Consider the following 24,665-nt stretch of genomic DNA (forward strand, 5'->3'; position numbering starts at 1 on the left):
CTCGGCTCAGCGGGCTGCCTCCGCCACGTCTTTGCCGAGCGCACTGAAGTCGACGTCGAGGTGGGCGTCGTAGTCGTCCGGGGTGATGCCGAGTTCGTGGGTGGAGTACTCGCCGAAACGCATGATGTGCTCGGTCAGGTACGGGGAGATCTGGGCCAGGTCGAGCGGGTCGATGACCTCGCCCTCAGCCTGCAGCTCGCGGACCACGTCCGCGATGTCCAGAGTGTTGTGGAAGATCACCAGATTGGCCAGCAGAGAGGTGAACTTCACGTCCTTCTCCTGCTCGACCGGGTCGTTCGCCCTCACCGTGCCGCGCTGTCCGAAGTGGACCCAGTCCGAGAAGCCGTTGAACGCCTCAACCTTGTTGGTCGCGGCCGTCACCCGGCCGCGCAGCGGGGCATCGGAAAGGTAGCGCAGCAGCTGGACAGTGCGGATCACCCGGCCGACCTCGCGGAAGGCGGTGTAAGTGGCGTTGCGGCGTGAGCCGGAGCGAAGCCGCTTGAGCAGCAGGGTGGAGGAGATGGCGCCCTCGCGGACCGAGACCGTGACCCGCATGAGGTCCTTGAAGTGGGTCTCGATCAGGCTCCAGTCGATGACGTTGCGGCCCACCTCGCCGAACAGCGCGTCGATGTGCTCGTAACTCGTGGTCCGGCTCGGGCGGAAGAACAGCAGGTCCTTCCAGTTGCGGATTCTGGGCATCAGGTCGATGCCCAGCAAGTAGGCCAGGGAGAACACCGGGTAGCTCTGGCCCTGGGTGTCGGCGTGGACCGTGGTCGGCTGCACCTCGGAGGTGTTCTTCAGCAGGCCCTCGATGATGTAGACGGCCTCCCAGACACCGCACGGCACGAAGTGCGTGAACAGCGCGATGTACAGGTCCGAGACGTGGTGGTAGGCGATGCCGCCCACCGCCCCGTACCGCACGGACGTCTCGGCGAGCAGGTTGTCCAGGTAGGTGTCCATGTGGGTGCCGTCGGCCGCGGCGGTGGTGCCGCTGCCCCACGCACGGGACATGTCGAGCTGGGCGTGCGCGTTCACCACGTCGGTGATCGCCTCGTTCAGCTTTGCCGTGGTCGCGTGCCGCCGGGCGGCGATCGAAAGCTCATGGCCGGTCACCCCTGCGATGTGCCGGGCGGCCTCGGCGAAGGTCATGTTCGTGCCCTTCACGAACGTCGTGATCACGTACCGGCCGAACGGGTCCCTCAGCTTCGGGTCGTTGCCGGAGGCCGGCCCGAACCGGTGCCACCACTCGATCCAGTACGCCGTGCGCGCCACGATCCCCAGCAGCGACCGCTCCGGCATCCGTTCCTTGATCGCCTGCTCCAGCCGCTCGGCGCTCTTGCGCGGCTTCTCAGCACGACGCGGCTTGAGCTTGGGCGCCCCCGAGTCGGGATCGATGAACAGCTCGTCGTTCTCCGGGTACTCGCCATCCGCCTTCGCCGCCGCCAGGGTCAGCCGCCTGCGGAGTTGGGCAACCAGCGCGCCGCCGTCGAACGGCGTGGTGTCCCCGGCCTCGCGCAGGCCGACCTCCACCAGATACTCCGGCAGCTTCTCCTCCACCGCCTCCCACGGCAGCAGCTGCTCGGACCAGTCGGCGTACTCCTCCGAGCCGAGCACCGCGACGTCCCCGGTCCGCAGCTCGTCGGCGAGGTAGCAGAACACCATCGCCTCGAAGTGCCGGCGCACGAAGTACCCGGGCCTGCGGCGGTCCCGGATCACCTTCTGCCAGTTCTGCGTAGCGAAGGAGATGCTGACGGGCCGGCCCTGGTCGTCACGGTCCGGGATGTAGTCACGGGTCAGGGTCCGGTGGGCCTTGGCGTGCGCGAGGGCGTCGAGGACGCTTGTGTCCTCGCTCGTGGCCTTCAGCTCGATGACGTCGGTCAGGTCGAACATCACCGGCCGGTCCGCCTTCAGGTGCCCGTGCAACAGCACCTCCCAGTTGTCACCGTGGTGGGCGGAGACCCTCTCGATCTGGGCGTACTGCGCGTCGAACCCACCGAACCTCTCCACCGCCGCCGTCACGGAGGCCAGACCGTTCGACTGCACCATCAGCCCCTCGGAGAGCAGCAGGAACGCGGGCGACACCCGGCCCTCCAGCCGCCCCGCGACCTCCTCGGCGCTGGACTCCTCGTCCAAGCCCTCCAGCGCGTCCAGAGACTGCTTGGTCATGGCGGCTGCCTGCGCCCGCGCCGTCTGCGCGGGCCCGCCGACGTCGACCTGCTGAAGCAGGGTGCGGTAGTTGCCGACCAGGGCCTCCACGATCTCCTGCTGCTTGCGGCGGATTTCCTCCAACTCGTCACGGGCCTTCTTCACCTTCGCGAACATCCGCTTGCAGAACATCGTGGCCACGTCGTCGCGGGCACGCATCCGCGCCTTCGCGGACAGACACGCGATCAGCGCGACACGCTTGTCCTCGGTGTAGTCCTTCAGCGTCGCGGCGTCCTGGGCCTCCGCCTCGCCGGCAAAGTCCGCGACCTTCCCCGACGCCACCCCTTGGAGCCACTTCGCTGTGTCGCCCAGACTGTCGACCCACTCCAGGTGCCCCTTCAGCCGCTTGAAGTTCGACCAGGTCGCCCGGCCCGGGTTCTGCTTCAGCGCGTTGAACAGCGTCTTGCGGTCCAGTCCCACCACGTCCGGCAACCCCAGCAGCCGACGCCTCTCCTCCGCCGTCATCCGGTCGCGGATCCCGGCCAGGATCTCCTCGTTCACCTGAGCCCGCACCGTGGACGCCATCGCGTCCAGCGTCGAGAACCGGGGGATCTCCAGCCCGGCCTCGACCAGCTTCTCCAACGCGATGTTGATCAGGTCAGCCGGGTTGTTCTTCGACGCCGACTCGATCCGCATCGTCTCCTCGGCCACCTTGCGCGCCGCTGGCCCGTCGTAGCGCATGCCGCACCGCTCGCGCACCAGGCTGCGGTGGCTCTTGGCGGTCCGCTGCGAGGCGTACACCGGCAAGGTGCTCTCCGACAGCTCCACTACGCGCCGCACGAACTCCACGACCTGCTCCGGCACGTCCTCCTGCTTCGGGAAGCAGCCCATCCGCTGATATGACTTCAGCGCCAGCAGCAACGCGAACTGATGCTCGTCGGAGTCCGTGACCTCCTCAGCCCAGGCCCGCTCCTCCTCGCCCGGAGTGAAGAACACATGCAGCTCGCGCGCGGTGATCAGCCGCTTGAACCGTGGATACACGGTCCGCTCGATCGAAGTCATCCCACCCACCCGTGGCCCAACACTGGACGGACGCGCCTGGCGCGCCCACGTGCCGGATCATCCCGGGAAACGAGCAGCGGAAGATCAGAACCGTGGAATGGGCAACACGGTCAGGCCCTCAGTGGTAGATCCGCAAGAGCAGCGGCTCAGACCTTCAAGATCGTCCCACTGCCCCTTTTGGGCTCACCTTGGCTGGACCCCAACGGGGCATGTAAGCGCACGGTGGAGGCCATACTGGTGGCTCCCTCTCTCGTCTTGTGCGGGATGGGTGGCCCGGGGCAGTCGTCAGCCGGACAAGCAGGGCGGCTGTCCCGGGGCGGAGCTACAACTCGAAGGTGCTGGGCTTGGTCCAGCGGTAGGGGTTCGTCCAGCGGCCGGCGGTCGCGGCGGGCCAGTCGAGCTCCCAGCCGGGCCGGTATCCGCAGGCGCCCCAGCCGTCCGGCCGTCCGTGCGGGATCTCCAGCCCGGCCTCCGTCGCGGCCCGTGCCGCGTCGTAGACCTCGTGGGCGATCCGTACGGCGGCGCTGCGGCTGTCGGCCCGGCCGGTGAAGACGTGCAGCCCCCGCACGCCGGGCATCTCGGTACTGCGTATCGGCACGTCCACCTCGAAATACGGCAACGGCATGGCACCCATCTCCTTCCTGTGTTGAGGGGCCACCGCGACCGCCCCGGGCCCCTGCGGGTGCAAGGGGGGCCGGGGCGGCACGGAGTGCGCTCAACTCAGGGCGTCAGCTGGCCGTCTCGATCGCGGCGCGCAGGTGGGTCCGCGCACGGGCCAGGAGCACGGGCACGTCGGCGCCGGGCTCGGTCAGCGCGTCGGTGAGGTGGGTGGCGGCGGAATCCAGGTCGTCCCCGGCGTCCTGGAAGTTGCCGAGGCTGGAGGAGGCGAGGACGTCGCAGACCTCTTCGACCAGGTCGATGAACCGGTTCGGGGTGAGGTCGCGCGGCGGTTCGCTGCCGATGAGGGCGGCGAGGTCGGCGGTGAAGCAGGTGTCGAGCGCGGTGAAGGTGTCGACCGGAGCGGTCTGGACGGCCATGAGGGCCTCCTTGTCAGAAATCGAGCCGGATGGTGATGGGGGTGCGGCGGTCGCCGTAGCCGCGGCGGGGGTTGTGGACGGTGCGGCGGTGCGCGGCCAGGCTGGCGCCCCCGCCCTGGATCGGGAGGTGGCAGTCGGGGCAGCCGTTGAACCAGTCGTCTCCGTCCGGGAGGCCGGCCGGGGTGAGCGGGTGGGGGTGCGGCCCTTCATCGGCCCGGCTCACCGGCCCTCGCCCCCGGCCGGCTGCCGGTCGGCGAGGGCCAGGAGCTCCGCAGCGAGTTCCGGCGCGGCCAGGATGGTGCGCAGGGCGGTACGGTCCGGCCGGCCGCGCGCAGTCGGCCAGCGCCGCGACAGGGCCTCGATCTCCGGGGCCGCGGCGTCGTGGTCCTGGTTCCGGGACAGCTGCTGCTCGATGGCCGCGCGGTCTGCCGCGAAGAACGGCGGGTGCCAGGTCACCGTGCCGTGGGCCCCGGCTGGCAGGCTCAGGGCCAAGCCCGCACTCTCGTGCTGTCGGTGGCGGGAAGGTCTGCCCAGTGAGTGGCGCCACGCGGGAGGGCTCGGGTGCCGCATGCAGTCGCCAGTTGGGCGACGATTTGACCGCCGCGGCCGTGTTCCTCCGGGTCGCAGGCAGGGCTCCAGGCACCGTCTGCGGGGGCGGGGCCGCCGTCGTCGACCTCTATGCTCAGGGTGTCGGTGCGCTGCTCAAGGCGGAGGAGTACGGGGGGCAGGGCGTGTTCGACGGCGTTGGTGACAAATTCGGAGACGACGAGGAGGGCCTGGTCGGTCGCATTGCTGTCCGTACCCCAGGCGTCGAGTACGGCTTGGGTGATGCGGCGGGCCCGGCCACGGTGGGCACGTTCGCGCGCAGGGTGGGGGAGTGGAGGAGCGGAAGCGCCGCTCGCGGAGCAACCGGTCGCAGCTGCCCGTCGGCCGGGCGCGGGTGTGGGCGTGGTGCTTCGAGGCCTGGAGGAGGAGGACGCGCGTGAGCGGGCCGCGCAGCGGGTCGAGGGCGCCGATCTCGACGACGCGCTCAGCGATCGGGAGGCGGAGTGGGCGCGCTCCCAAATGTCCTGGAGGCTGTTGTAGGGCCGGCCGGCCGCGATGCGGGTGATCTGGTCCTCGCTGATGCCCTTCATCGAGGACGGCGACAGCCCCCACCCGCTGCTCTCGGTCTCCTCGATGCGGAGGCCGCCCTGCTGCCGGACGGCCTGGTCCTCGACGGCGAACTCCTCCCCTGGGATACGGCCACGGGCCAGCTGTCCCCCCTCGACGAGGGGACAGCAGCGCCGCACCGCCGCCCGCAGCCTCCGGTGGTCGCCACCATAACGCCGACAAAGCCCCGGCCGAATTTCATTTCCGTCAAATATTGACTATGCATGAAGCCGATACGGAAAAGGTTGAATGTGGCAGCAGTTCGGCGGGGGGAAAGAATCCCCATAGGTCGGTCGTCGGCTCTTCGAGCAAGGACACTCACACGCGCGCATGAAATCCCTCCCGCAACCCGCAAATGGATCCACTGAGCTTCACTTGAGGATTCGCTCATCCTGCGCCATTCATAAGGAAGCCCTTCGAGACGTATCTCATACTTTTTCAGCCATGGTCGAAAGCGAAATACTACGGTCCGTTTCAGGGACTGGAGGCGAAGCCGGCGCCGATGGCACGGCGACCAGGCGTCAGTGGGATGCCTTGCGACGGCGCCGGAGGAGGACGTAGCCGGCCCCGCCCATGACGGACAGAGCGGCGACGGAGCCGACCAGCCAAGGAGTCGCCTTCCGGGCCGCGACCGCCTGAGGCGCGATTGCCGGGTCCTGGCAACCAGGTGCGGCTTCGGTCACTCGGTAGCGTGCCCATTCCTTGGCGGGCTTGCCCTTCTCGTTCCAGTGCACGGTGTAGACGCCAGGCTGCACTTCACACCGGATCCGGACCGTGGCGTCGACTTTCTTGCTGCCGCGCATCACTACCGACTGTGTGAAGGCCGGGGAGGACAGCTTGACCTCCCCGTCCCCGGCCATGTGCGAGTTGTCGGTGGCGGTGATCGTCCCACCCGCCCGCACGGTACGCACGTCCCAGGGTGTCTGTGGCCACGGCGCATCGCCAGGCCAGTGTTCCTCCTGCGACTCCAGCGGCAGTTCGGACACCCTCCTCGCGCACTCCACGCGCTCGGTTTCGTCGGCCGGCGCCACCCTGACGCTCCCCCACAGCCGGTCGATCCCGGACGGGTTCTCCTCGCCCACCGGAGACCTGAAGCGCACCTCATAGGGGCCGGAGGCGGCCGTACAGGCGACCGTCATGATCGCGGTGACGAGACGGTCCTCCCTTCGTAGCGTGCCCGCCGTCGCGAAGGCGCCGGAAACCACTCGCACGCCGTTCCTGGTGTCCGCGTCGACCGTGGCGCTCGTCGAGATCGTGACCCGATCGCCCGGCCGGACCGTCAGCTCCGCCCCACTCGGCAACGGCCGGGGCGGATCGGAGACCGGCGCCGCTAAGGCGCCACCCGTCGCGGCTGACAGCGACAGGGCAAGCATGGCGGCCACACCGAACCGAGTCTGATTAGTAGCCATTAGCCCTCATTTCAACTTCGTTGACGATCTTTCAAAGTGCTGCATAGTCTGCCCCCTCTTCGAACTGACGCACCATTGCCTCCCGCCTTGGCGCGCTATGGCCTAGCTCAGAAAGCAAGTTCTGTGAGATCCAGATGGTTAAACACACTCGCTCTCAGCATCGCGACCGTCTTACTCGGCAGCACTGTCGCTGCGGCTTCGGGCACTCCGGCCCCGACCGCCTCAGTGCCGGTCACCGCTCCCGCCCTCCCCTCCCCGCCCTCCGCCGCGCCAGGGTCTCCGCCCGGTTCCGCCCACGGTCCCACCCCCACCCCCTCTGCGCCGCCTTCTTTGTCGCCACGCCCTGCTCCGTCACCGCCTTCGCCTCCCGCTTCCGCCTCTCCTTCTCGTTCCGCCGCGGCGGAGGCGGAGTTCTGGAGCGCTGAGCGAATGGCCAAGGCCAAGCCGGTCGGCGCGGTGCGCAGCGATGCTCCGGCGGCCCCGGGCATGGCCCCGGCCGCCCCTGCCGGCACCCCCACGGCAGCCCACTTCGACGGACTACCGATGGTCGGGACGTTCTTCTTCCAGGGCACGCCGGTCAGCGGGGACAGCACCTATTGCAGTGGCAGTGTCGTACGCAGCAAGGGCAAGAACATGGTGCTCACCGCAGGCCACTGCGGGACCCAACTGAGAAATTCGGTGCAACGCATCTTCGTGCCGCAGTACCGGTACGGCCTCGGCTCGGGCGATCAGCCTTGGGGTGTCTTCCCCGTCCATGAGGTCTACATGGACGGGCGGTACGAGAACAACGGGCGGGGGCCGACGTCCGACCTGGACTTCGCCTTCGTCACGGTCAACGCGAACGCCAAGGGAGCGGTCGAGAACCTCACGGGCGCCCTCACTTTCACTCCGGCGACAACGTACGAGCACAATGTGACCGTGGTCGGATACCCCTCCAAGGGCAAGGACAACCCCTCCCACAAGGCCATCCGCTGCGACGTACCAACCACCCGCCTGCACGGGTTCCGGCAGATGAAGATGGAGTGCGGCGGTTTCCACCCCGGTGTCTCCGGCGGGCCCTGGATCAAGGGATACAACCCAAAGACAAACACCGGACAGGTGATCGGAAACGTCGGCGGTGTCGGCGGCGGCGGCGACGTCCACTGGATCTCGTACTCGCCGCTGTACGGCAAGGATGCCCAGGACCTCTACAACGACGCCAACAACGGCATCGGGGAGAAGAATGTGCACCGCCCGAACCCCTACCAGGGCGCGACGGACGGCCCCGTCCTGCCCGGCAGTGGCGAGACCTGGAAGCACGCGAAGCAGATAGCCTCGGGCGACTTCTCCGGCACCGGGCACAGTGACCTGCTCGTCATCTGGACCGACGGCGAAGTCACCCTCTACCCCGGCGACGGCAACGGCGGCTTCCACCCCGAACGGCAGCTCCTGGCACCCAACGCGGGCTGGAAGCCGGCCGCCACCATCACCGCCGGCGACTTCACCGGCTCCAACCAGTTCGACCTGATGGTCCGCTGGGACGACGGCCGGATGACCCTGCACGGCGACGTCGGCTCCCACGGCCTGGACGGGGGAACCGAGATGGCGGCCTCCGGATCCATCTGGAGCCACGCCACCCAGATCGCCGCCGGCCGCTTCAACGCCGCCACCTACGTCACCGACCTCATGGTCCGCTGGTCCGACGGCGAACTCAGCCTCTTCACCAACGTGAGCGCCGGCACCATGGGCCAGGAGTACAAGCTCAAGGACCCCAACAGCACCTGGAAGGACGCCACCCTGCTGACCGCGGGGCAGTACTCCGGCAACCAGAAGTGGGACCTCATGGTCCGCTGGTCCAGCGGCGCGCTCAACAACTACGTCGGCACCACCACCGGCGGCCTGGGCAGCGAGCAGCCCATCCACGGCCCCAACAAGACCTGGACCCACAGCGTCATCATGACCACCGGGCAGTTCACCGGCGACGGTCTCACCAACGACCTCATGATCCGCTGGAGCGACGGCGAAACCACCATGTACAAAGACACCCGCATGAACAACCTCGGAACCGAAATCATGATCGCCCCACCCGCCTAGGCAGGCCAGCAGGCACGGCGTACGCAGGCCGGTCCCCGGACTGCGTACGCCTGGGTCGCATCTCGCTGCGAGACCGGCTGGCGACCTGTAGACCCTTCAGCAGGTGCTCCACTGACACCTTGAGATGGAACTTAGAGCGCGCCGCAACACACCCGTGCGGCGCGCTGACTGCCTCAGTGGCAACTGACTCCAGCGGCAGGTCAGCTCTGACTCCGCGTCTGTGAGGGCCGTTTGGACGGATCTCGTTCGGGCGGAAGAAGCTCGTCGTTGGGTGAACACAGTTGATCAACGGGGGACCGCCGGTCGCAGCGCGACTGGGAGCAGGCAGTCCAGCGGGCCATGGCCGCCCTCGGCGCACCGTGGCAGGCACACGCCGGACTGGACCGCGTCCTGCTTGTCGGCTTTCTGCGCCAATGGCTGATCCTCGCCCGCGTTCTCCGGCTCGATCTCGGCAGCTTACCGAGGCATTCTGGGCGTAGACGCGAGGAACAGCTCGTACATGGGCACGCCAGCGCCTCGAGGGGCCGACCGCGCGTTTTCCAGGGCCTGCCTGTGCGAATGGGCGACACCTGACCGCCCTGCGTTCGGCCTGGATCCTGCTCGACGTCGTTGCCCTGCTCAGCCTGCTCTGCCGCACCGGCTGGAGTCCGCCGCGTGGGTCGACCCGGCCGACGGGCACGACGGCCTGGCGCGAAGCGAGCGCCCGGTGGAACCAGGGTGACGCCATCCTGCGCGTCTTCACCGACACCGGCGGGCCTCCGGCGCCGCGGCGGGACCGGGGACTCCGCAGCGGTCCGGGGCGCGGGTGCGACGCCGACGGGCAGGACCCGCACGGTGCGTACCGGTCGGTGCCCGACCGTGCTTCGCTTCGGCCGCGAGCCGCGTGGTGATCAGGCGCATTTAGGTTGCGTAGGTCGGGGAGTCGGTGCGCGGGTCCAGCCGGCCGGCCTCGAGGTGGAAGGCATGGCCTGGGTGTGGTCGGGCGGCTGCGGTGCGACGTGGCCGCGATGTCTGGTCAGCGGTCCGGCACGGTTCCGTCGGCGGACGGAAGATCACTGCGGCTGATTCAGATCTAGAAATGGCTTGAATCCAGATTTGGCGGTCGGTAGGCCAGGCTGCTGAGGTAAATCAAGCCGACCAGCCCTCGATTGCGGCAAATGTATGGTGTCCATTTCGCCAAATCGGCTTGAAAGTGTCCATCTTTTCGCGTTCGACTGGCGGATGCCGGATTGAGGGAACCTCAGCAGTTCCTCAAATTGATTGACCATCCCGCCATGATCGATAGTGTTCATTTTGCTCCACCGAATGCGACACTCTGCCAATCGGGGAATCACATGAAGCTCAAGAACTCGATTCATGCTGCGCTGCTCATCACGGCACTGATATCCGGAACGGTGGTTCCGGCTTTTGCCGCTGACGGCGGTCCCGCCGTCAGCGCGGCGGATCGGGCCGTGGCCACCGTCCAGAAGGCCACCGGTACCACCGATGTCGCCCCCGACAGCACCAGAGGCAAGGTCCTGGCGACGGATCGCGGGCTCGTCACCGTGACCACCCCGGTCAGCGCTGAAGGGCGGGTGACCGTGGCGGCCTCTGACGGCTCTGCAGTGACGATGGCCTTACCCGCAGCGGTGAACGCCGCAGGTACCACCTCGGCGGCCGGCACCACCGTATATCCCAATGCGGCCGCGCACACCGACCTCGCCACCCAGGCCACCGTGGACGGCGGTGCCCGCGCCCTGGTCACCCTCAAGAACGCCGACGCCCCCACCACTCAGCGCTTTGACCTCGGCCTGCCCGACGGCGCCACCCTGATTGCCGATGGCGCCGGTGGCTACGACATCGTCACCTCCGCAGGCGGCGCAGGCGTCGTCGTCCGCGGTCACATCGATGCTCCCTGGGCGAAGGACGCGAACGGCAAGGCCGTCTCCACGAGCTACAGCCTCGACGGCAACACCCTCGTCCAGACCATCCGGACCGGCCCCGACACCGCCTTCCCTGTGGTGGCCGACCCCCACTACACCTGGGGCATCATCAGCGGCACCGTGTACTTCAACAAGAATGAGACCAAGGTCCTCGCCCTCGGCGGGACTGTTGTGGGCTGGCTGCCACACCCGGCCGCGATCGTCGGGGGCCGGTCCCTCATGGGGATCGCGGGGTACGCAGCCGCGACCGGTCAATGCATCAAGTTCAAGGTCAACCCCTCGCTGGCGGCCCTTTCTCCGGCGGCAGCCGTGGCCGGAAGCGGCACTTACAGCGGCAGTGCCGGCGACGGATACTGCAGGTAGACAGACCGGGAGCTGAGTGATCCCGAACAGGGAGCACAGCTGACCCTGGCGGCCGAAGGGACACATTTCGGCTTCCGATTTTGAAAGGTTGCGGAATGGATGCTCTGACCGTTCTGGCGTCGGCCGCTTTCGGCTCGACGGTATATCTCACGACTTTCTCGACGGTGAAATGGCTGAACCAGCTGTCCCAGCGTCTCAAGGTCGCGGGCCTGATTGTGGTCGGCTTGGTTCTGTGCGCGATCATCGGGACTATCGCTAGCGCGAGCCAGAGCGCCGTGCTCGGGTTCATCGTCGGCGGCGGCCTGACACCGCCCGTCCACCGGTGGATCCTGCAGCGACGCAGCCGCGCCGCCAGTTCTTGACCTTCCGGCTCACAGACCTGAAGGTCCTGCCGCTGGCCCTGCTGGCCTAGGGCTTCCCAGGCAAGCCGTCGAGCGGTTCCGGCGCCGGCGAACACGCGCGGGTCGCCACCAATCTCGGCCGGCGCCCGACTGCCGGTCAGCCACCGCATCTCGACCGGTCGTAGAACGGTCGGGTAGTCGAACAGCAATCTTCTGGGTGGCGTCTGTATGAAGACAGGGCCTCCTGGCGGTTCGGGGATGCGAAACCAACCGAACCGTTCCGGGAGGCCCTGTTGTCGACGGCACGCTGGTTGGCCGGCCGCCGTCTCGTATCGGGCCCTGTGGGCCCTTCAATCGGGGAGGAATATTTCTTGCACCGCATTGCCAAGGTGGCTGTCCTCGTGGCAGCCGCCGTTGCTTTCAGCGCTCCCGTCGCAAACGCCGACTATTCCTACATCTACAAGAGTTACAGCACTGACGTCTATGACTGGCATACCGGCGTCACCTGGGGTGGTGTCCTGGCCTGCGACATGGACCAGGACGGGAATTCTGTGAAGGCTCACTTCACGCGGGACGACAACTCCGCACACGAAGAATGGGCGACGGCAGGAATCGGAACCTGCAACGGCGGGTTCGATCTCAGCAGCACCAACCGGGTCAAGAAGCACCGCTCACAGCAAATTCGTGACTGGGCAACCGATCCCTACGGCCCCTGGAAGTACCGGCCCTGATCCAGTACATGCTCATCGCGCGGAGCCGGAAGGTTCGGTACACCCGGCTCCGCGCTGCCCGGCTGACAACGAGGAAGCATGAGAACCGACCTGCACGATCGAAAGACGGCCGCAGTAGAAGTCAAGGACCTGCACTACAGCATCGGTGATCGCCGTCTTCTGAACGGGCTGTCCCTCAGCGTTGCTGCCGGATCGTCCGTGGCGGTGACAGGCCCCAGCGGCTCGGGCAAGACGACTCTCCTGTGCTGCCTCAGCGGTCTGATCGCCGCCTCATCCGGTGTCATCCGCATCGCCGGCCTCGACATCTCCCAGGCATCTGCAGGCGAGCGAGCCGCAATGCGGCTGCGCACCGTGGGTACCGTCTACCAGTTCGGTGAACTGATACCCGAACTGTCGCCCTTGGAGAATGCCGCACTACCGGTCCTGCTTGCCGGAGGCGACGCGAAGAAGGCCTACGCGGACGCGCAGAGCCTGCTGGAGGAACTCGGCGTACAGGAGTTCTCGTCCAAGAACACCGCGTCGCTCTCGGGCGGTGAGCGTCAGCGTGTCGCCGTTGCCCGCGCACTCATCGGCAGGCCTTCCGTGGTTCTGGCGGATGAACCCACTGGTTCCCTCGACCAGCGCACCGGCGACGTCGTCGCTGATCTGCTGTTCGACCTGCCCACCCGCTTTCAGTGTGCTCTGATCGTGGTCACCCACAATCCTCAAATCGCAGCCCGCGCCGACAGGACGCTCGAACTCACCGAAGGACGCCTCCTCACGGACTCGGAGGGCCGCAGGTGAACAGGCACGTGGCCATGCTCCGACTCGGCCACCGGGTAGGAATGTCCAGCGGCGTATCGGCCCTGGTTCACCGATTCGGACTATTCGCGGCTTCCTTCCTCGTACTGTGGGTGGCCTGGAGCCTCCTGGCCGTGGATGTCAGCCTGGCCGCCCGTCAAGAACGACAGGACGCCCGTTCCCCGGTCATGGCCGAGCAGGGCCAAGAAGCGGTAGCCCTATGGTTGGAGCGCCCGGACTACGCCGACGGTCAGGCCGTATCGGTCATCTTCCTGGAGCCGCTCCAGCCAGATGCCAGTCCGCCGCCAGGCCTTGACAGGTGGCCCGAAAAGGGCGAGGCCTTTCTTTCACCCCAGGCTGCGAAGCACGCGGCCGGAGCCCTCGTCCCCCGCTACGGCACGATGGGAGGGACCATCGGGCGAACGGGCCTCACCGAACCCAACGAACTTCTTGTGTATACCCGTTCTCCCGTCGAAGGAATCTTCGGTGAAACGAGTCATAGAACGCGCATATCGGGTTTCGGGTATCCGAATTCTCAGTTCACCGACTACTTCACCGTGAGCCACCAGTTCGAACGTTCCTCCGGCGACCTATGGATACTCCTCCTTCTTTTCACCGTCATGCCGGCCGCCGCCTCCCTCATGGTCGTGGTGCGCGGCGGCGCGGAGTTGCGAGACCGCCGAATCTCGATGCTCGAGGCCCTGGGAGCCCCACCTGCAGCGCGCCTGCTGGTGGTCACCGGTGAAGCCGCGGCCCCCGTACTCGCGGGCTCGCTCCTGGCAGCAGCCGCAGCATGGGTCACAACCCTGCGGGACATCGCCCTCCCCTTCACCGGGTACACCGTCTCAGCAGGTGATGTGGCCTCACTACGCATATGGACCCCCCTGCTGATCCTTGCTGCGGCCACCCTCGTACTGGGGATCAGCGCGCTGCGCTACGCCATACCCCCCAAACGAACCACCACTCGCCCACAGCAGACCAGAGCCACGCCCGGACGGACGGTATGGGTGCTGTCCGCGATCGGGTTCTGCCTGTGCTTGTACGGAACGTGGCGGGCAGACGGTCCGGGACGAGTCGTCTTCTTCTTCGGAGTCATGCTCGTACTCGCAGTCCTCCCCATCCTTGCCGGACGCCTGTCAGGCTCTCTTGGATCGGCGATCGCCTCGCATTCCCTTCGACGGGGTGACGCGGCAGGACTCATCGCTGGCCGTTGGCTCGCCGCCCGACCCGTAGTACTCGCCGTACTCAGTGCGGCAATGATCCTGGGGCTGGGCCTCACCACCTTGGGCCAAGTCGTCACCAGCCAGCTCGAAGGCCCGGAAATCGTTGCCAAGCGCTTGGCCGGCGTGAACAACCGCAACGCCATCTTGATCAAGGCATCAGGCGATCCATCCCGCTTCGACCAGCTCCGCGAACAGCTCCCCGACCACCCGACAGCCCTCGTATACCGCGAGGGCGGCCGCACGATACTGTCCGCCGACTGCAACTCATTGGCATTCTTCGGAACACTCACCACCTGCCCCACGGCTGTCACAGATCTGACTGACGCAATCTCGGCCGTTGAGACCACGCCCCGAACAGCACTGGCAGTGCTCGGCCTCTCGCCGGACAAGGTGAGCATCACCACCCGACGCCCAGGTATTACCGACCCCGCCAACATCTCCCTCGTGGTCTTCAACACCTCCGGCGAAATCGGAGCCGCTCAAATCTGGGATACCGCCTACCGGACGCTGGGCTTCCCCATGCTTGACGTGCCGGTGGAGTCTGGGATGCTTGGAGCACAAGCCCGGAGCGCCTACGTCAAGTGGGTGTTGGACGCCGCACTGATCGGCCTGCTTGCCCTGGTCCTCGCCGGAATCGTGGGCGCAGCTTCCGTATTCGACGACCAGGCGCGAAGCCTCGGCCCCGTGGCCTCGTTCCGAAGCGACAGAACCTTCTACCTCAGGGTGGCCCTCTGGAACCTATCCGTTCCCCTCGTTGTCGTTGGAGCAGGCGCCGGAGTGGCTACGTACCTACTCGGCCAGATGCTGCTGTCCATCGGCGACGGAGGTGAACTGTCCGCCGGGCTCGTGGCCGCCGGCTCCCTCAGCATCGCCATCGGCGGTGTCGTCATCGCCGCAATATGCGCTGAGATCGCGACACGCCGGAGCCGAATCTGGCGCCCCACAAACGACTGAAGCAGCAACTCTTCGCGCCCTGTCCACGCTCCCGGCCTCCGCCCTGAGATCGCCTGGCTCGCTCAGACGAGGGAGGGGCCCCGGCTACCTCTCCGCGCGAGCTGTGCGACGTCCGCATGGTGACGGCAGCCCCTCGCCGGCGGTGTTCCCTTTCATGTCTCCTGGACCGTGTCGACGACATCGGCGCCGGTCTCCCTCCTTGCGGGTGTCGCACCCGTCCCCCGAGTTCAGGCCCTTGTTCCAGTGCTTGTAGAGGTCCCGCCTGTAGCCGTCGCAGTGCTCGGCTGCCACCGGCAGCTGGTCGATCGCTTCGTAGAGCGGCAGCGGAGCACGTACGCCGGCCGGGCCGGCCGCAGCAGGCTCGCGGACGGGTCCCGCGGGGGCGGAGTGCGCTGTCGAGATGGAGGAGAGGAGTGGCAGGGCGCAAAGGCAGAGGGCGGGCAGGCCGCGACGCATCAGGTTCTTGATCACAGATGCCGGTGTAGTGGGGTGCCTGTTCTCCCTGACAGGGCCCGGGCACCAACTCACCTGGGTGGGGGGCCGGCACGGCGCATCGGCCGATCGGATTCGGTCCCGGCCTTCTCGGTCGCGGCGCAAGAGTGTCCGTGGGGGTACGGCTCCGAGCTGGGTGTCTGTGCAGGGTGTGCGCGGGCGCTTGAGGGCGCGCGATGAAGTGGATGCGCCTGCTCCGGAAACTTTCTGAAATCGCCCTGAACGATCGGGGGTTGTTTTCGATTGGCTGTGAGTAGGAGGCGGTCCTGAGGGCCTCTCCGCTGGCTGCCGCCGCACCTGGGGGGAAGGGGCACGCCTGGTCTCACTGATCCGCTTGGAAGGACTTCCTTCGACGCGCGCCGCAGAAGCCCGCCGGGCCTTCCGCCGCGACGGCGACTACCGCAACGCTGTCGTCCAGGCCGCCATGTACGCCGAGATCGTCCTCACCAGCACCCTGTCGCTGATGCTGTGGGAAGAACAGCTGGAAGCACCGTCGGTCGAGCAGGCGGTGGCCGTGTTCGACTTCTCCCGCGGCGGCGGCCTGGCCACCCGGGTGAAGACCGAGTACGCACCCCGGCTCGGCGGAGACTGGAACCGCACGCTCCCCGGCCCCGTCCACGACTGGACACACGCAGTGGCCGCACTGCGCAACCGGGTCGTCCACCGCGGATACCGCCCGACCTACCAGGAGACCGAAGCCGCCCTCGCAGCAGCGGACGCACTTCTCGACTTCATCAAGACCCGCCTAAGGGCTGTCCCGTAAACGATCTCCGCCTCAGGGGCGTCGGGGGTAATCAGGGTGATCGGCGTAAGGTGACGCGAGGTCGAGAAGGTCATCGCATGGCCAGGTTTCGCCGTCGTACTGGCAGTCATCGCGGTTGTCCCACGGTAGTTCGGGGTCGCCCGTGGCAGGGCTGAGCACATGTCGGGCGAGCACGCGTCGCTTGGCCTCAACCTCCCGCAGGACGCGAGCCGGGTCGTGCAGCGCGACGTGGAGGGCGATCGTGGGATGGAAGCCGGAGAGTTCTCCTTGGCAGAAGTCGACCGTGTGCCCGTCAGCCGTCCACTCCCCGCAGCCGTCACCGTCGCACGTCGGGCCAGGTCGGCTTCCTCGTCCAGCCGTGCATGGAGGAACGTCACAAGGTCTTGGCTCATGGGGTCATCCTGGACGATGCGCCAGGCCCGGTCGCCTGATTTCCACGCTTGGGGCAGGACCCGGCCGACAGCTCGACAATGGAATGATCTTGCCGTGGCTGGTGTGATCACGGCGTCCGAGCCGTCCTGGATAGCCCCGTTCACGGGACTGAGCCCTCGCGCCTTCGGCAAGCTGGTGACGGTTCTGCGGCGCGAGGGTGCGGACGCGGTCCGCAGGGGCCGGCCGTGGAGCCTTCCGCTGGAGGACCGGGCCCTGCTCGTTGCGGCCTACTGGCGAACGAACCTGACCATGCGGCAGCTCGCGCCGCTGTTCGGGGTCTCGAAGTCGGCGGCGGACCGGATCATCGACCACCTCGGACCGATGCTCGCGCTGCAGCCCCGCAAACGTTTCGCCAAGGACACCGTGCTCATCGTGGACGGCACCCTGGTCCCCACCCGCGATCACACCATCGCCGAGCGGTCGAAGAACTATCGTTACTCCACCAACCACCAGGTCGTCATCGACGCCGACACCCGCCTGGTCGTCGTGGTCGGCCGGCCGCTCGCCGGGAACCGCAACGACTGCAAGGCGTGGGAAGAGTCCGGCGTCAAGGCCGCCGTCGGCAGAACACTCACGATCGCCGACGGCGGCTATCCGGGCACCGGGCTGGTGATCCCACATCGCCGCGAGCGGGGCCAGGCCGAACTCCCTGCCTGGAAAGAGGACCACAGCAGGTCCCACAAGCAGGTCCGAGCCCGCGTCGAGCACGTCTTCGCCCGTATGAAGACCTGGAAGATCCTCCGCGACTGCCGCCTCAGAGGTGACGGCGTCCACCACGCCATGCTCGGCATCGCACGGATGCACAACCTCGCCCTCGCCGGATAGGTCAGCGGGCCGCACGGCGGCCAGACACGCCCGAGGCATCCGAAGATCATTTACGGGACAGCCCTTAGCCCAGCGCCCCAATACCGGTGCCGGGCGCGCCCTTGGCCCAGAGCCGACCGTGTGGGGCTGTAGGCGCCTCATACGCGGGTGCACAGGTTGCCCGAGCGTCCCTCGCTGCAAGGCTTTGCGACAGGCGCTCAGAGGGCGGCCTGTGACGGTGGGTGCAGCAGGGGCAGGGTGACGGCGGTTCAGGCGGGTGGGTGGGGCAGCCCGTTCCGAGCCACCGGGATCCCGTGCTCGTGTCGGCAGCCGTCCGCGCAAGGCCGTCGCGGTCCAGGGCCGACCGCAGATCACGCCGGCATGGCGAGTTGGGGCGCGGAACGCGGCCCAGCCGCGGTCGGCGAGCCGGGGATGCTGTGGGCACCCTGGAGGCGACCCCGAATTCACTGGCGGCTGGGACACACAGCCGTGATTGTGGAAAATTCAAAAATTGAATCCGGATAGAAATAATCCCGTTTGCCTGGCTGGGTAAACAGGGGGAGGCTAGTTAGTAGGGGGCGTCAGAATGGCTAGAGGCGGATGCGGGGATCAATCATGCCTTCCCGTGACATTTTCGATGCTACATATCTTCAGCAAGTGACCCAGGAGATGATTGAAGTTCTTACTTCTCCGGGGTTCGTTGAGGCGATGCAAGAGGTTAGGCAATCTCCTCTCAATCAACGCTTGGCCAAGGGGTCAAAGATCCTGACCCCGGTAGCCCTTCGTGAGCGCGGTGTGCCACTTCCTGAAAACATGAGGGTTTCCAGTCGGTATTTCGAAGAGGGACTCCCGATTCCCATTAATTTTGGGGACAACCCAGACGGAAGCCCTAACCTCGTGAATGCAATTAATGCGGCGGAGCCGGGGTTCCTGGACCGTATTCGTGAGAGCCATCCCGAGCTGCTTCGCGAAATCGCCTCCGAAGATGATCAAGTATTTAGAGCGGGAGGATGCTGCTGCGTGGGAGCGGCATCGGTATGCGGCGGCGCGGGTTGGACCTGATACCCAGGTGCTGTCTTTCGACACCCGCTACCCCGCTCATTCTCATCCCAAATTGGCGCGGAGATCTTAGGGTGCCCCCACCTTCGGGCCATCACAGAAAGAGAAGGATATGTACCCAGGCCTCGACTTCAATCAGGCAGAGCTGGCATCTGTAATGCGCAAGAATTATGACGATCTGATCGAATTCGTTACCTCTCCTGCATTCAAGAAGGTTCATGCGGAGCTCATGGATCTCCCTGAACCTCAACGGCCGGCTTTCATCATGGAAGTTCTGCTCAGGCCGGATGAGATGCGCAAGCGAGGTGTAGAAATCCCACCCGGAATTCTAATTCAAATGTCGGCATTCGGTGATCGTCGACCCACGCTCTTCGCGGTTAAGAAATTCCTGCCGAAGAAATATCACGGAGCATGGGAGAATGTGAATATAACATTCAGCAATTCCTATGACGAGGAAGATGTATCTCGCGAGGGTGACGTCGCATGGAGGGCGCCCATGCCTGTGGCGCTTCAGAATGCACTGATCGCGAACGGAGATGATCTGGAGTCCGTCCATGCGCATTTTGAGCTTCAAGAGAACAATGGCATGGTTCGTTCGGTTGCAATCAGCGAACCCTAGTTTCGGCTCGCCTGCTTCGAAAAGGTGAGCGTAAGGATCAATAATGGCCTCCCATGACATTTTCGATGCTACATATCTTCAGCAAGTGACCCAGGAGATGATTGAAGTTCTTACTTCTCCGGGGTTCGTTGAGGCGATGCAAGAGGTTAGGCAATCTCCTCTCAATCAACGCTTGGCCAAGGGGTCAAAGATCCTGACCCCGGTAGCCCTTCGTGAGCGCGGTGTGCCACTTCCTGAAAACATGAGGGTTTCCAGTCGGTATTTCGAAGAGGGACTCCCGATTCCCATTAATTTTGGGGACAACCCAGACGGAAGCCCTAACCTCGTGAATGCAATTAATGCGGCGGAGCCGGGGTTCCTGGACCGTATTCGTGAGAGCCATCCCGAGCTGCTTCGCGAGATCGCCTCCGAAGGCGACCAGCCATTCAGAGGGGGAGGATGCGCTTGCGGTGGAGCGGCATCGGTTTGCGGCGGCGCGGGCTGGACCTGAATCCTGATTATGGATTGAGGGGAGTGTCAGATGCCCGAACGGGTTCAGGTCAAGTGCGACGGCGCTGTAGCCGACTCGCGGGTGGAGATCCGGGCGGTCGTCAGCTCAGAACATCCGCAGAGGGTGACGATCAAGCCGGAAGGTCTCCTCCTGTATCTCTACCAGTGGTACGGGGCCGGAGAGTGTGGCCGGACAATCGGCTGCGCGACGGACCAGGCTGACAACACATACACGGTCACCGTGGAGTCCAGCGACGACGGCGGCAAAACGTTCAAGCCGAGCGTCCTCAGGCTGGACACGATCTCGACGGCCACGCGGCCCTCCTACACCGTGATCACCGTCCGGTCCGAGAACGAAGGCGACAAAGACTTCGATGACGCCGTCGTCTACTTCTCGTATCTCGCCCAGTAGGCGCGCTTGGCCGCCAGCTCGGCCAGCACGTCGGCGCCGCGGGGGTGGACCCCCGGACAATCGGTCCTCCTCCTCGGCGTCCTCGGCGAGAACCAGTCAAGGCCAGGGGGATGAGATGCACTTCGATGAGAACGAACTGCAGTCTGTGCACGAGGAGCGCCTTCGCCGCTGAACGGGCCGAACGCAGGTTAGGTACTCAGTGGGTTTCGCCGACCCGGAGGACGAAGACGTGCGTATCCGTCCGCAGCAGCCCGCGCCGATATGGCGTGCGTGGGTGAGGCCCGGTGCCCGGTTTCCGGGGGCAGTACCACCGGGCCGCCCTCATATCCGAAGTTCTCGCTGTCAGTGGTGCGTGGGGCCTTCACCGAGTGTGCGGCGGCCGGGTACGGCCTTGGGCTCGGGCTCGGACCCTGCCGGGGGAGCCGGCGTGGTGCCCTCGGCGGCGAGGCGGGCCCTGCGGGCTCCGGCGGAGGTAGCGGAGGTGCGGGGGCCTGTGCCCAGGGCGCGTCGAGTGTTCACCGGGACAGTGTCCTGTGCGGGGCTCAGGGGCAGTTGGCCGGGGCCGCCTCGCGCACGGCCGTGCGCGGGGACGTTTTCGTGGCGGTCTGCGGGTCGGCTGGCCCGCAGACCATCGAATGAACTCCTCGGCTGCGCAGAGGTGGGGTTGCGGGGCTTACCCCCGTGTTCCGCACTGTGCTGTCTGCCCCTCACCGGAGTGCGCTGAACGCAACCCCCGGAGAGGTGTGCAGCGCCATGCCGCGGATCGTCCGTGGCCGCTCTTTCGGGAGGGAACCTCATGGTCCACTGCTACCGACCCGCAGCCCCAGACCCCGCAGCAGCAGCCCCTGCGGCCGCCCCAGCAGCCGGCCACTGACCCGCTCCTGACGCTGTGCCTGGTCATCGTCGGCGGCCTGGTCCTCGCAACGGCCGGCTACCTCTGCGTCGCCCATCCGTCGCCGACGGGGCCGATCGCGACGGTGGCGACGGTGGCGGGGGCTCTGGCCGCGGCGGTCGGCGTCGCGGTCGCCGTCCGCCGTCACTGACCCGCGGCCCGACAACGGCCCCCTCGTGAACGACAAACGCCCCGCCCGGATCATCGGGCGGGGCGTACGAGTGTGCAGGTCAGGGCCTGTTCTCGGCGTCGAGGATGTCGAGCCCGCTCGGGAGGTTGTCCGTGCTGCTCCAGCCCCGGGGGGCAAAGGCGGAGGGGGCTTCCTCCGTCCATGCGCCGGGGCTGGAGACGGCTGCGGGGTCCTCGCCGGCTGCGAGCGCGTCGAGCTGCGCGGTGATGGCGTCGAGGTCCAGGAGGTCGGCGGCGTAGGCCTCGAGGAACAGCCCGACGGCGTGGGAGATCGAGACCTCGTCCTGACCTGCGCGTTTCTTGCCCGCGTCCCACACCGTCCCGGTCACGTTCACCGTGCGGACGACCTTCTCGTCGGTGAGTTTGCGTTCGGTGGGTCGGCCGGTCCCGGCGGGATATGTCTTGGGGATCTGGCGGGGTGCGGTGGCCATGCGGGCGTCGCCTCTCGTCTCGGGCGCGGACCGTATCAGGCCCACGCCCCCACCCTACCCCTTAACTTATATAACTTCTTGGTTTTGACGCCCTTCGGGAATGCGGGGCGAGGTCGGATGGTCGGGGCCGGCGCCAGGGCGGCGGCGCTCCCACCCTCGCCGAGGTGCCCGACGCAACCGAACACGGGGCGAACGTACTTATATAATTTCTTGGTTTTTCGGGGATCGGCCGCAGGGGCGGGGGCGTGGCCAAGGCCTCGGTCTCGGCGGCGGCGTGCTCGCACGCGTCCACCAGGACGGCGGCGCGGTGGGCGAGTTCCGCCGCGCGGCGGGCCGGGAGGGCCGCGCCGGCCTCGGCGGCGTCGCTCGCCTCCCACCCGATGCGCATCCACAGCTCCTGAGCCACTGCGCCGCGGCGCAGGGCGGTCCGGTCGAGTTCCCGGATCCGGGGGAGGACCGGCGCGGCCCACCCGGGGGTGGTGGTCTCGGGGGTGTCGGTCCACCGGACGGCCGGCCTCTCAAGCGAGGCTCGCGCGGCCTGGATGGCCCGTCCGGCGCGCACGGCACGCACCGCGTGTCCGTCCGCTACGTCCTTCCATTCGGCCACGCTCCGGCCCTGGTGACGGTCCGGGACCGTCACGGGTGCGATGCCGACCGAGTACCGGGCCGCGGGTACCGCGGTGGGCGGCGGCCGCGGCGCGCTCTGCCCGGACGCGGTGGCGAGTCTCGGCCGCGCGCTGGTCCGCGCACCGTACGAGGTGGGCGGCCGCGGAATCCCGGTCCGCGTGCTCGGCCGGCCGAGCATCCCGTCCGGGGGTGATCGCGTACCAGTGGCGCCCCGACTCGCGGACGCGGCCGGCCACGTGTCCGTCGACGTGCACGATGCGGCCGCTGAGTTCACCGGTGGGCAGACCGAAGCTGTACCGGTTGCTCGCTCCGGTCGTCGTGGCCACGGCGGCCGGAGCGTCCAGCACGGACTCCTCCTCCGTGCGCACCGCTTCCTCCGCGGCGTGGTCCGCGGCCGCGGCCGCAACCATGGCGTGCGCGGTGTGCAGCCGCTCCAAAGCCTCGCGCATCGCGGTCTCTCCGCCGTAGCGCTGCGCGGAGACGTGCAGGGCCTGCGCGGTCGCCAGCCGGCCGCGCGCGGCCTCCAGCCGCACCTCGGCCTGCTGCACCCGGTCGACCGGCCCCGTGACCGCCCACGCGTGGACGGGGTCCGCAGCGCGCCCGGTGGCGTGCAGCCACGCGACGTACGCTGCCGCGTAGTCGTCACCCGTCCAGTGCTTCTCCGCCCACCCCTCGAACGCGTGCGAGATCGAACGCCCCTCCTCCTCGCGCGCCTCCGCCCATTCCTCGGCACCACGGAGCACCCGGTGCCGGCGGTTGTCCTCGATGCAGTCCGCGGCGTACTGCCGCTCATCGGCGTCCATGGCGAGCACGGGCAGCGCGCTGACCGGGACTCCGGCGCGCTGTGCGGCGTGGTCGGCGCACATGAGCCGGCCGTCCCGACGGGTGCCCACCAGGTACAGGCGGACCCCGTACGCGTCACAGAAGCCGTTGAAGCCGTTCGCCACCGGGACGCAGCAGTCGCCGACGTCGACAGGTTCCGGCATCCCCGGGATGACCGCCGTCCGCACCTCGGCGGGGATCACGTCCGCCAGCGTGAGCTCCACCTGACCCTCGACCTGCTCCACCCGGAGGCTGTACTGGCCACCTGTACCGCCGTCCTCGCCCCAACCGGCGAGATCCCCGTTCCGGGTCACCTGAGAGCCCCACCCGCTCCGCGCATCGAACCGCGCCGGGCAGTAAGCGTGTTCGATGCACACCTGCGGCTCCACACCCCACTCCAGCTCGGCAGGGTCCTCACACCCGCACTCGCCGTACTCGAACGGGTCCGTCACCTCCGACTCCTCCACCAGGGCCTTCACGGCCTTGAACTGCATGTCCGTCAGCTGCGCACCGTCCTGTACGCCCTTGCTCTCCTTGGCCACGTACCGAAAGCCCTTGGGACCGCGCTCCCAGTACAGGAGCAGGGACACCTCCCCTGCGGTGGTGCACGCCTCCAGCCCCACGACCCATGCGTCCGCGGTCCGGCCCTTCGAGCCGGCCGCGCCGAACACGGCGGAGGCCTGCCAGTCGTTCTCCTCGGCCGTGCGGATCAGCCGCTCGGCACTGCTGGGGATGACCGCCGCCGTACCGGACGTCAGAGCAGACATTCGAACCTCCCGAGGGGACCGGGCCGGCCGCCTATCCGGTCGGCCCGTTGAGAACAACCCTAGCTGAAGTTATATAACTTTAAGGGGTTCGCAGCCCCCAATTCACCCGTTTGAGCTTTTGGTATGTGGGCCGTTTTGGCGGGGAGTTGTGGGGTTGCGTTTTTGGTATTCGGTCAGGGGGTGTTTCTTTTTTGGTATTTGACGTTGGGTCGGTTTGGGTGGGTCGGGAATTGGTGGTTTCTCTTTTGTTGGCTATCTTTTTTTGGTGTAGACCACTAGCTGGTGCTGGTCCGGGGTTGTTGTTACGTTGTGTAGCGTGTCGGGGGAGGGGCTGGCGGGGTGGACACTCCGCGGGACCGTGTGCATACTGCTACTGAGAGGGAGCGCGCAGCGCGAGCGGTAAGACCTCGGCCCCGCAGGGGCCACACCCCGATATCCGGTCCTGAGACACCGTTACAGACAACCTGACACCCCCTCAAAACCCCTTCTGACCTGCTTCAATTAGGCTGAAGAACCTGCGGTAGGCCCTCCCTCCGTTGCCAGCCGGCCACCGCGGACCCGCAGTCCCCGAACAACCGGTACCACCCCGCCGTCACCGCAGGTGGCGGCCATGGGCCACGCCTGGGCCTGGCACTGGGAGTGACGCCGAGCAGTAGCTTCCACAGTCGTGTCTCC

At 67.0% G+C, this 24,665-nt stretch carries 24 protein-coding genes and 1 pseudogene; 14 read left to right on the plus strand and 11 right to left on the minus strand.

What is annotated here, in order from left to right; translation table 11 throughout:
• Window positions 1-6: 6 nt before the first annotated feature.
• From ACWG52_RS39445 to ACWG52_RS39470, 6 genes and pseudogenes are all read right to left on the minus strand, one after another.
• A complete protein-coding gene (locus tag ACWG52_RS39445; protein WP_453129168.1) occupies window positions 7-3,207 on the minus strand; it encodes a Tn3 family transposase in 3,201 nt (1,066 codons plus the stop codon).
• 322 nt (window positions 3,208-3,529) lie between these two features.
• On the minus strand, window positions 3,530-3,832 hold the full coding sequence (locus ACWG52_RS39450) for a hypothetical protein (protein WP_390141540.1): 303 nt from the start codon (window positions 3,830-3,832) through the stop codon (window positions 3,530-3,532).
• Between the two features lie 103 nt (window positions 3,833-3,935).
• Entirely contained in the window at window positions 3,936-4,244 is a 309-nt protein-coding gene (locus ACWG52_RS39455; RefSeq protein ID WP_390141538.1) for a hypothetical protein, read from the minus strand.
• Between the two features lie 13 nt (window positions 4,245-4,257).
• Window positions 4,258-4,467: a hypothetical protein gene (locus ACWG52_RS39460; RefSeq protein ID WP_390141535.1), complete on the minus strand. Its 210-nt coding sequence runs from the start codon at window positions 4,465-4,467 to the stop codon at window positions 4,258-4,260.
• Window positions 4,464-4,736, minus strand: coding sequence for a hypothetical protein (locus tag ACWG52_RS39465; RefSeq protein WP_453129169.1), 273 nt, complete (start codon window positions 4,734-4,736; stop codon window positions 4,464-4,466). Before ACWG52_RS39465 ends, ACWG52_RS39460 begins: the two co-directional genes overlap by 4 nt.
• Window positions 4,727-5,092: pseudogene (locus ACWG52_RS39470) on the minus strand (ATP-binding protein); the annotation flags it as partial. The gene ACWG52_RS39465 and the pseudogene ACWG52_RS39470, both read right to left, overlap by 10 nt.
• A 100-nt stretch (window positions 5,093-5,192) precedes the next feature.
• Between ACWG52_RS39470 and ACWG52_RS39475 the strand changes: the two are divergent.
• Entirely contained in the window at window positions 5,193-5,330 is a 138-nt protein-coding gene (locus ACWG52_RS39475) for a hypothetical protein (protein WP_453129189.1), read from the plus strand.
• A gap of 587 nt (window positions 5,331-5,917) precedes the next feature.
• Here the strand turns inward: ACWG52_RS39475 and ACWG52_RS39480 are convergent.
• Window positions 5,918-6,778 (minus strand): hypothetical protein, encoded by an 861-nt coding sequence (locus ACWG52_RS39480; protein WP_453129171.1) that lies wholly within the window; start codon window positions 6,776-6,778, stop codon window positions 5,918-5,920.
• Window positions 6,779-7,234: 456 nt separating this feature from the next.
• On the opposite strand from ACWG52_RS39480, the gene ACWG52_RS39485 reads away from it, so the two are divergent.
• Window positions 7,235-8,878, plus strand: coding sequence for a trypsin-like serine peptidase (locus tag ACWG52_RS39485; protein ID WP_453129172.1), 1,644 nt, complete (start codon window positions 7,235-7,237; stop codon window positions 8,876-8,878).
• 1,052 nt (window positions 8,879-9,930) lie between these two features.
• Here the strand turns inward: ACWG52_RS39485 and ACWG52_RS39490 are convergent.
• Window positions 9,931-10,170, minus strand: coding sequence for a hypothetical protein (locus ACWG52_RS39490; protein WP_390141523.1), 240 nt, complete (start codon window positions 10,168-10,170; stop codon window positions 9,931-9,933).
• Between the two features lie 42 nt (window positions 10,171-10,212).
• Between ACWG52_RS39490 and ACWG52_RS39495 the strand changes: the two genes are divergently transcribed.
• The 6 genes from ACWG52_RS39495 (at window position 10,213) to ACWG52_RS39520 (ending at window position 16,447) form a co-directional block, all read left to right on the plus strand.
• Window positions 10,213-11,163, plus strand: coding sequence for a hypothetical protein (locus ACWG52_RS39495; protein ID WP_453129173.1), 951 nt, complete (start codon window positions 10,213-10,215; stop codon window positions 11,161-11,163).
• A gap of 95 nt (window positions 11,164-11,258) precedes the next feature.
• Complete coding sequence (locus tag ACWG52_RS39500; protein ID WP_390141519.1) at window positions 11,259-11,525, plus strand: hypothetical protein; 267 nt, start codon at window positions 11,259-11,261, stop codon at window positions 11,523-11,525.
• A 350-nt stretch (window positions 11,526-11,875) separates the two neighbouring features.
• Complete coding sequence (locus ACWG52_RS39505) at window positions 11,876-12,235, plus strand: hypothetical protein (RefSeq protein ID WP_390141516.1); 360 nt, start codon at window positions 11,876-11,878, stop codon at window positions 12,233-12,235.
• 78 nt (window positions 12,236-12,313) lie between these two features.
• Entirely contained in the window at window positions 12,314-13,018 is a 705-nt protein-coding gene (locus tag ACWG52_RS39510) for an ABC transporter ATP-binding protein (protein WP_390141513.1), read from the plus strand.
• Between the two features lie 131 nt (window positions 13,019-13,149).
• A complete protein-coding gene (locus ACWG52_RS39515) occupies window positions 13,150-15,192 on the plus strand; it encodes a hypothetical protein (RefSeq protein WP_390141510.1) in 2,043 nt (680 codons plus the stop codon).
• Window positions 15,193-16,018: 826 nt separating this feature from the next.
• Window positions 16,019-16,447 carry a hypothetical protein gene (locus tag ACWG52_RS39520; protein ID WP_390141508.1) on the plus strand — a complete coding sequence of 143 codons (429 nt, stop codon included), beginning with the start codon at window positions 16,019-16,021 and terminating at the stop codon, window positions 16,445-16,447.
• Between the two features lie 12 nt (window positions 16,448-16,459).
• Here ACWG52_RS39520 and ACWG52_RS39525 read toward each other — a convergent pair whose 3' ends face one another.
• Entirely contained in the window at window positions 16,460-16,687 is a 228-nt protein-coding gene (locus tag ACWG52_RS39525) for a DUF6221 family protein (protein ID WP_453129188.1), read from the minus strand.
• A 246-nt stretch (window positions 16,688-16,933) separates the two neighbouring features.
• Between ACWG52_RS39525 and ACWG52_RS39530 the strand changes: the two genes are divergently transcribed.
• From ACWG52_RS39530 to ACWG52_RS39555, 6 genes are all read left to right on the plus strand, one after another.
• Window positions 16,934-17,704, plus strand: coding sequence for a transposase (locus ACWG52_RS39530; protein ID WP_453129176.1), 771 nt, complete (start codon window positions 16,934-16,936; stop codon window positions 17,702-17,704).
• Window positions 17,705-18,340: 636 nt separating this feature from the next.
• A complete protein-coding gene (locus ACWG52_RS39535; protein WP_453129177.1) occupies window positions 18,341-18,745 on the plus strand; it encodes a hypothetical protein in 405 nt (134 codons plus the stop codon).
• 109 nt (window positions 18,746-18,854) lie between these two features.
• A complete protein-coding gene (locus tag ACWG52_RS39540) occupies window positions 18,855-19,361 on the plus strand; it encodes a hypothetical protein (RefSeq protein ID WP_453129179.1) in 507 nt (168 codons plus the stop codon).
• 43 nt (window positions 19,362-19,404) lie between these two features.
• Window positions 19,405-19,851 carry a hypothetical protein gene (locus ACWG52_RS39545; RefSeq protein ID WP_453129180.1) on the plus strand — a complete coding sequence of 149 codons (447 nt, stop codon included), beginning with the start codon at window positions 19,405-19,407 and terminating at the stop codon, window positions 19,849-19,851.
• A gap of 30 nt (window positions 19,852-19,881) precedes the next feature.
• A complete protein-coding gene (locus ACWG52_RS39550; RefSeq protein WP_390141496.1) occupies window positions 19,882-20,262 on the plus strand; it encodes a hypothetical protein in 381 nt (126 codons plus the stop codon).
• Between the two features lie 743 nt (window positions 20,263-21,005).
• Window positions 21,006-21,305: a hypothetical protein gene (locus ACWG52_RS39555; RefSeq protein WP_390141490.1), complete on the plus strand. Its 300-nt coding sequence runs from the start codon at window positions 21,006-21,008 to the stop codon at window positions 21,303-21,305.
• A gap of 79 nt (window positions 21,306-21,384) precedes the next feature.
• Here the strand turns inward: ACWG52_RS39555 and ACWG52_RS39560 are convergent, their stop codons facing one another.
• The gene (locus ACWG52_RS39560; RefSeq protein WP_390141487.1) at window positions 21,385-21,774 is read right to left on the minus strand and encodes a hypothetical protein; all 390 of its coding nucleotides are present in this window, start codon (window positions 21,772-21,774) and stop codon (window positions 21,385-21,387) included.
• 518 nt (window positions 21,775-22,292) lie between these two features.
• A complete protein-coding gene (locus ACWG52_RS39565; RefSeq protein ID WP_390141484.1) occupies window positions 22,293-23,990 on the minus strand; it encodes a hypothetical protein in 1,698 nt (565 codons plus the stop codon).
• Window positions 23,991-24,665: the final 675 nt, after the last annotated feature.

It is taken from the genome of Streptomyces sp. CLCI03 (assembly GCF_053615355.1).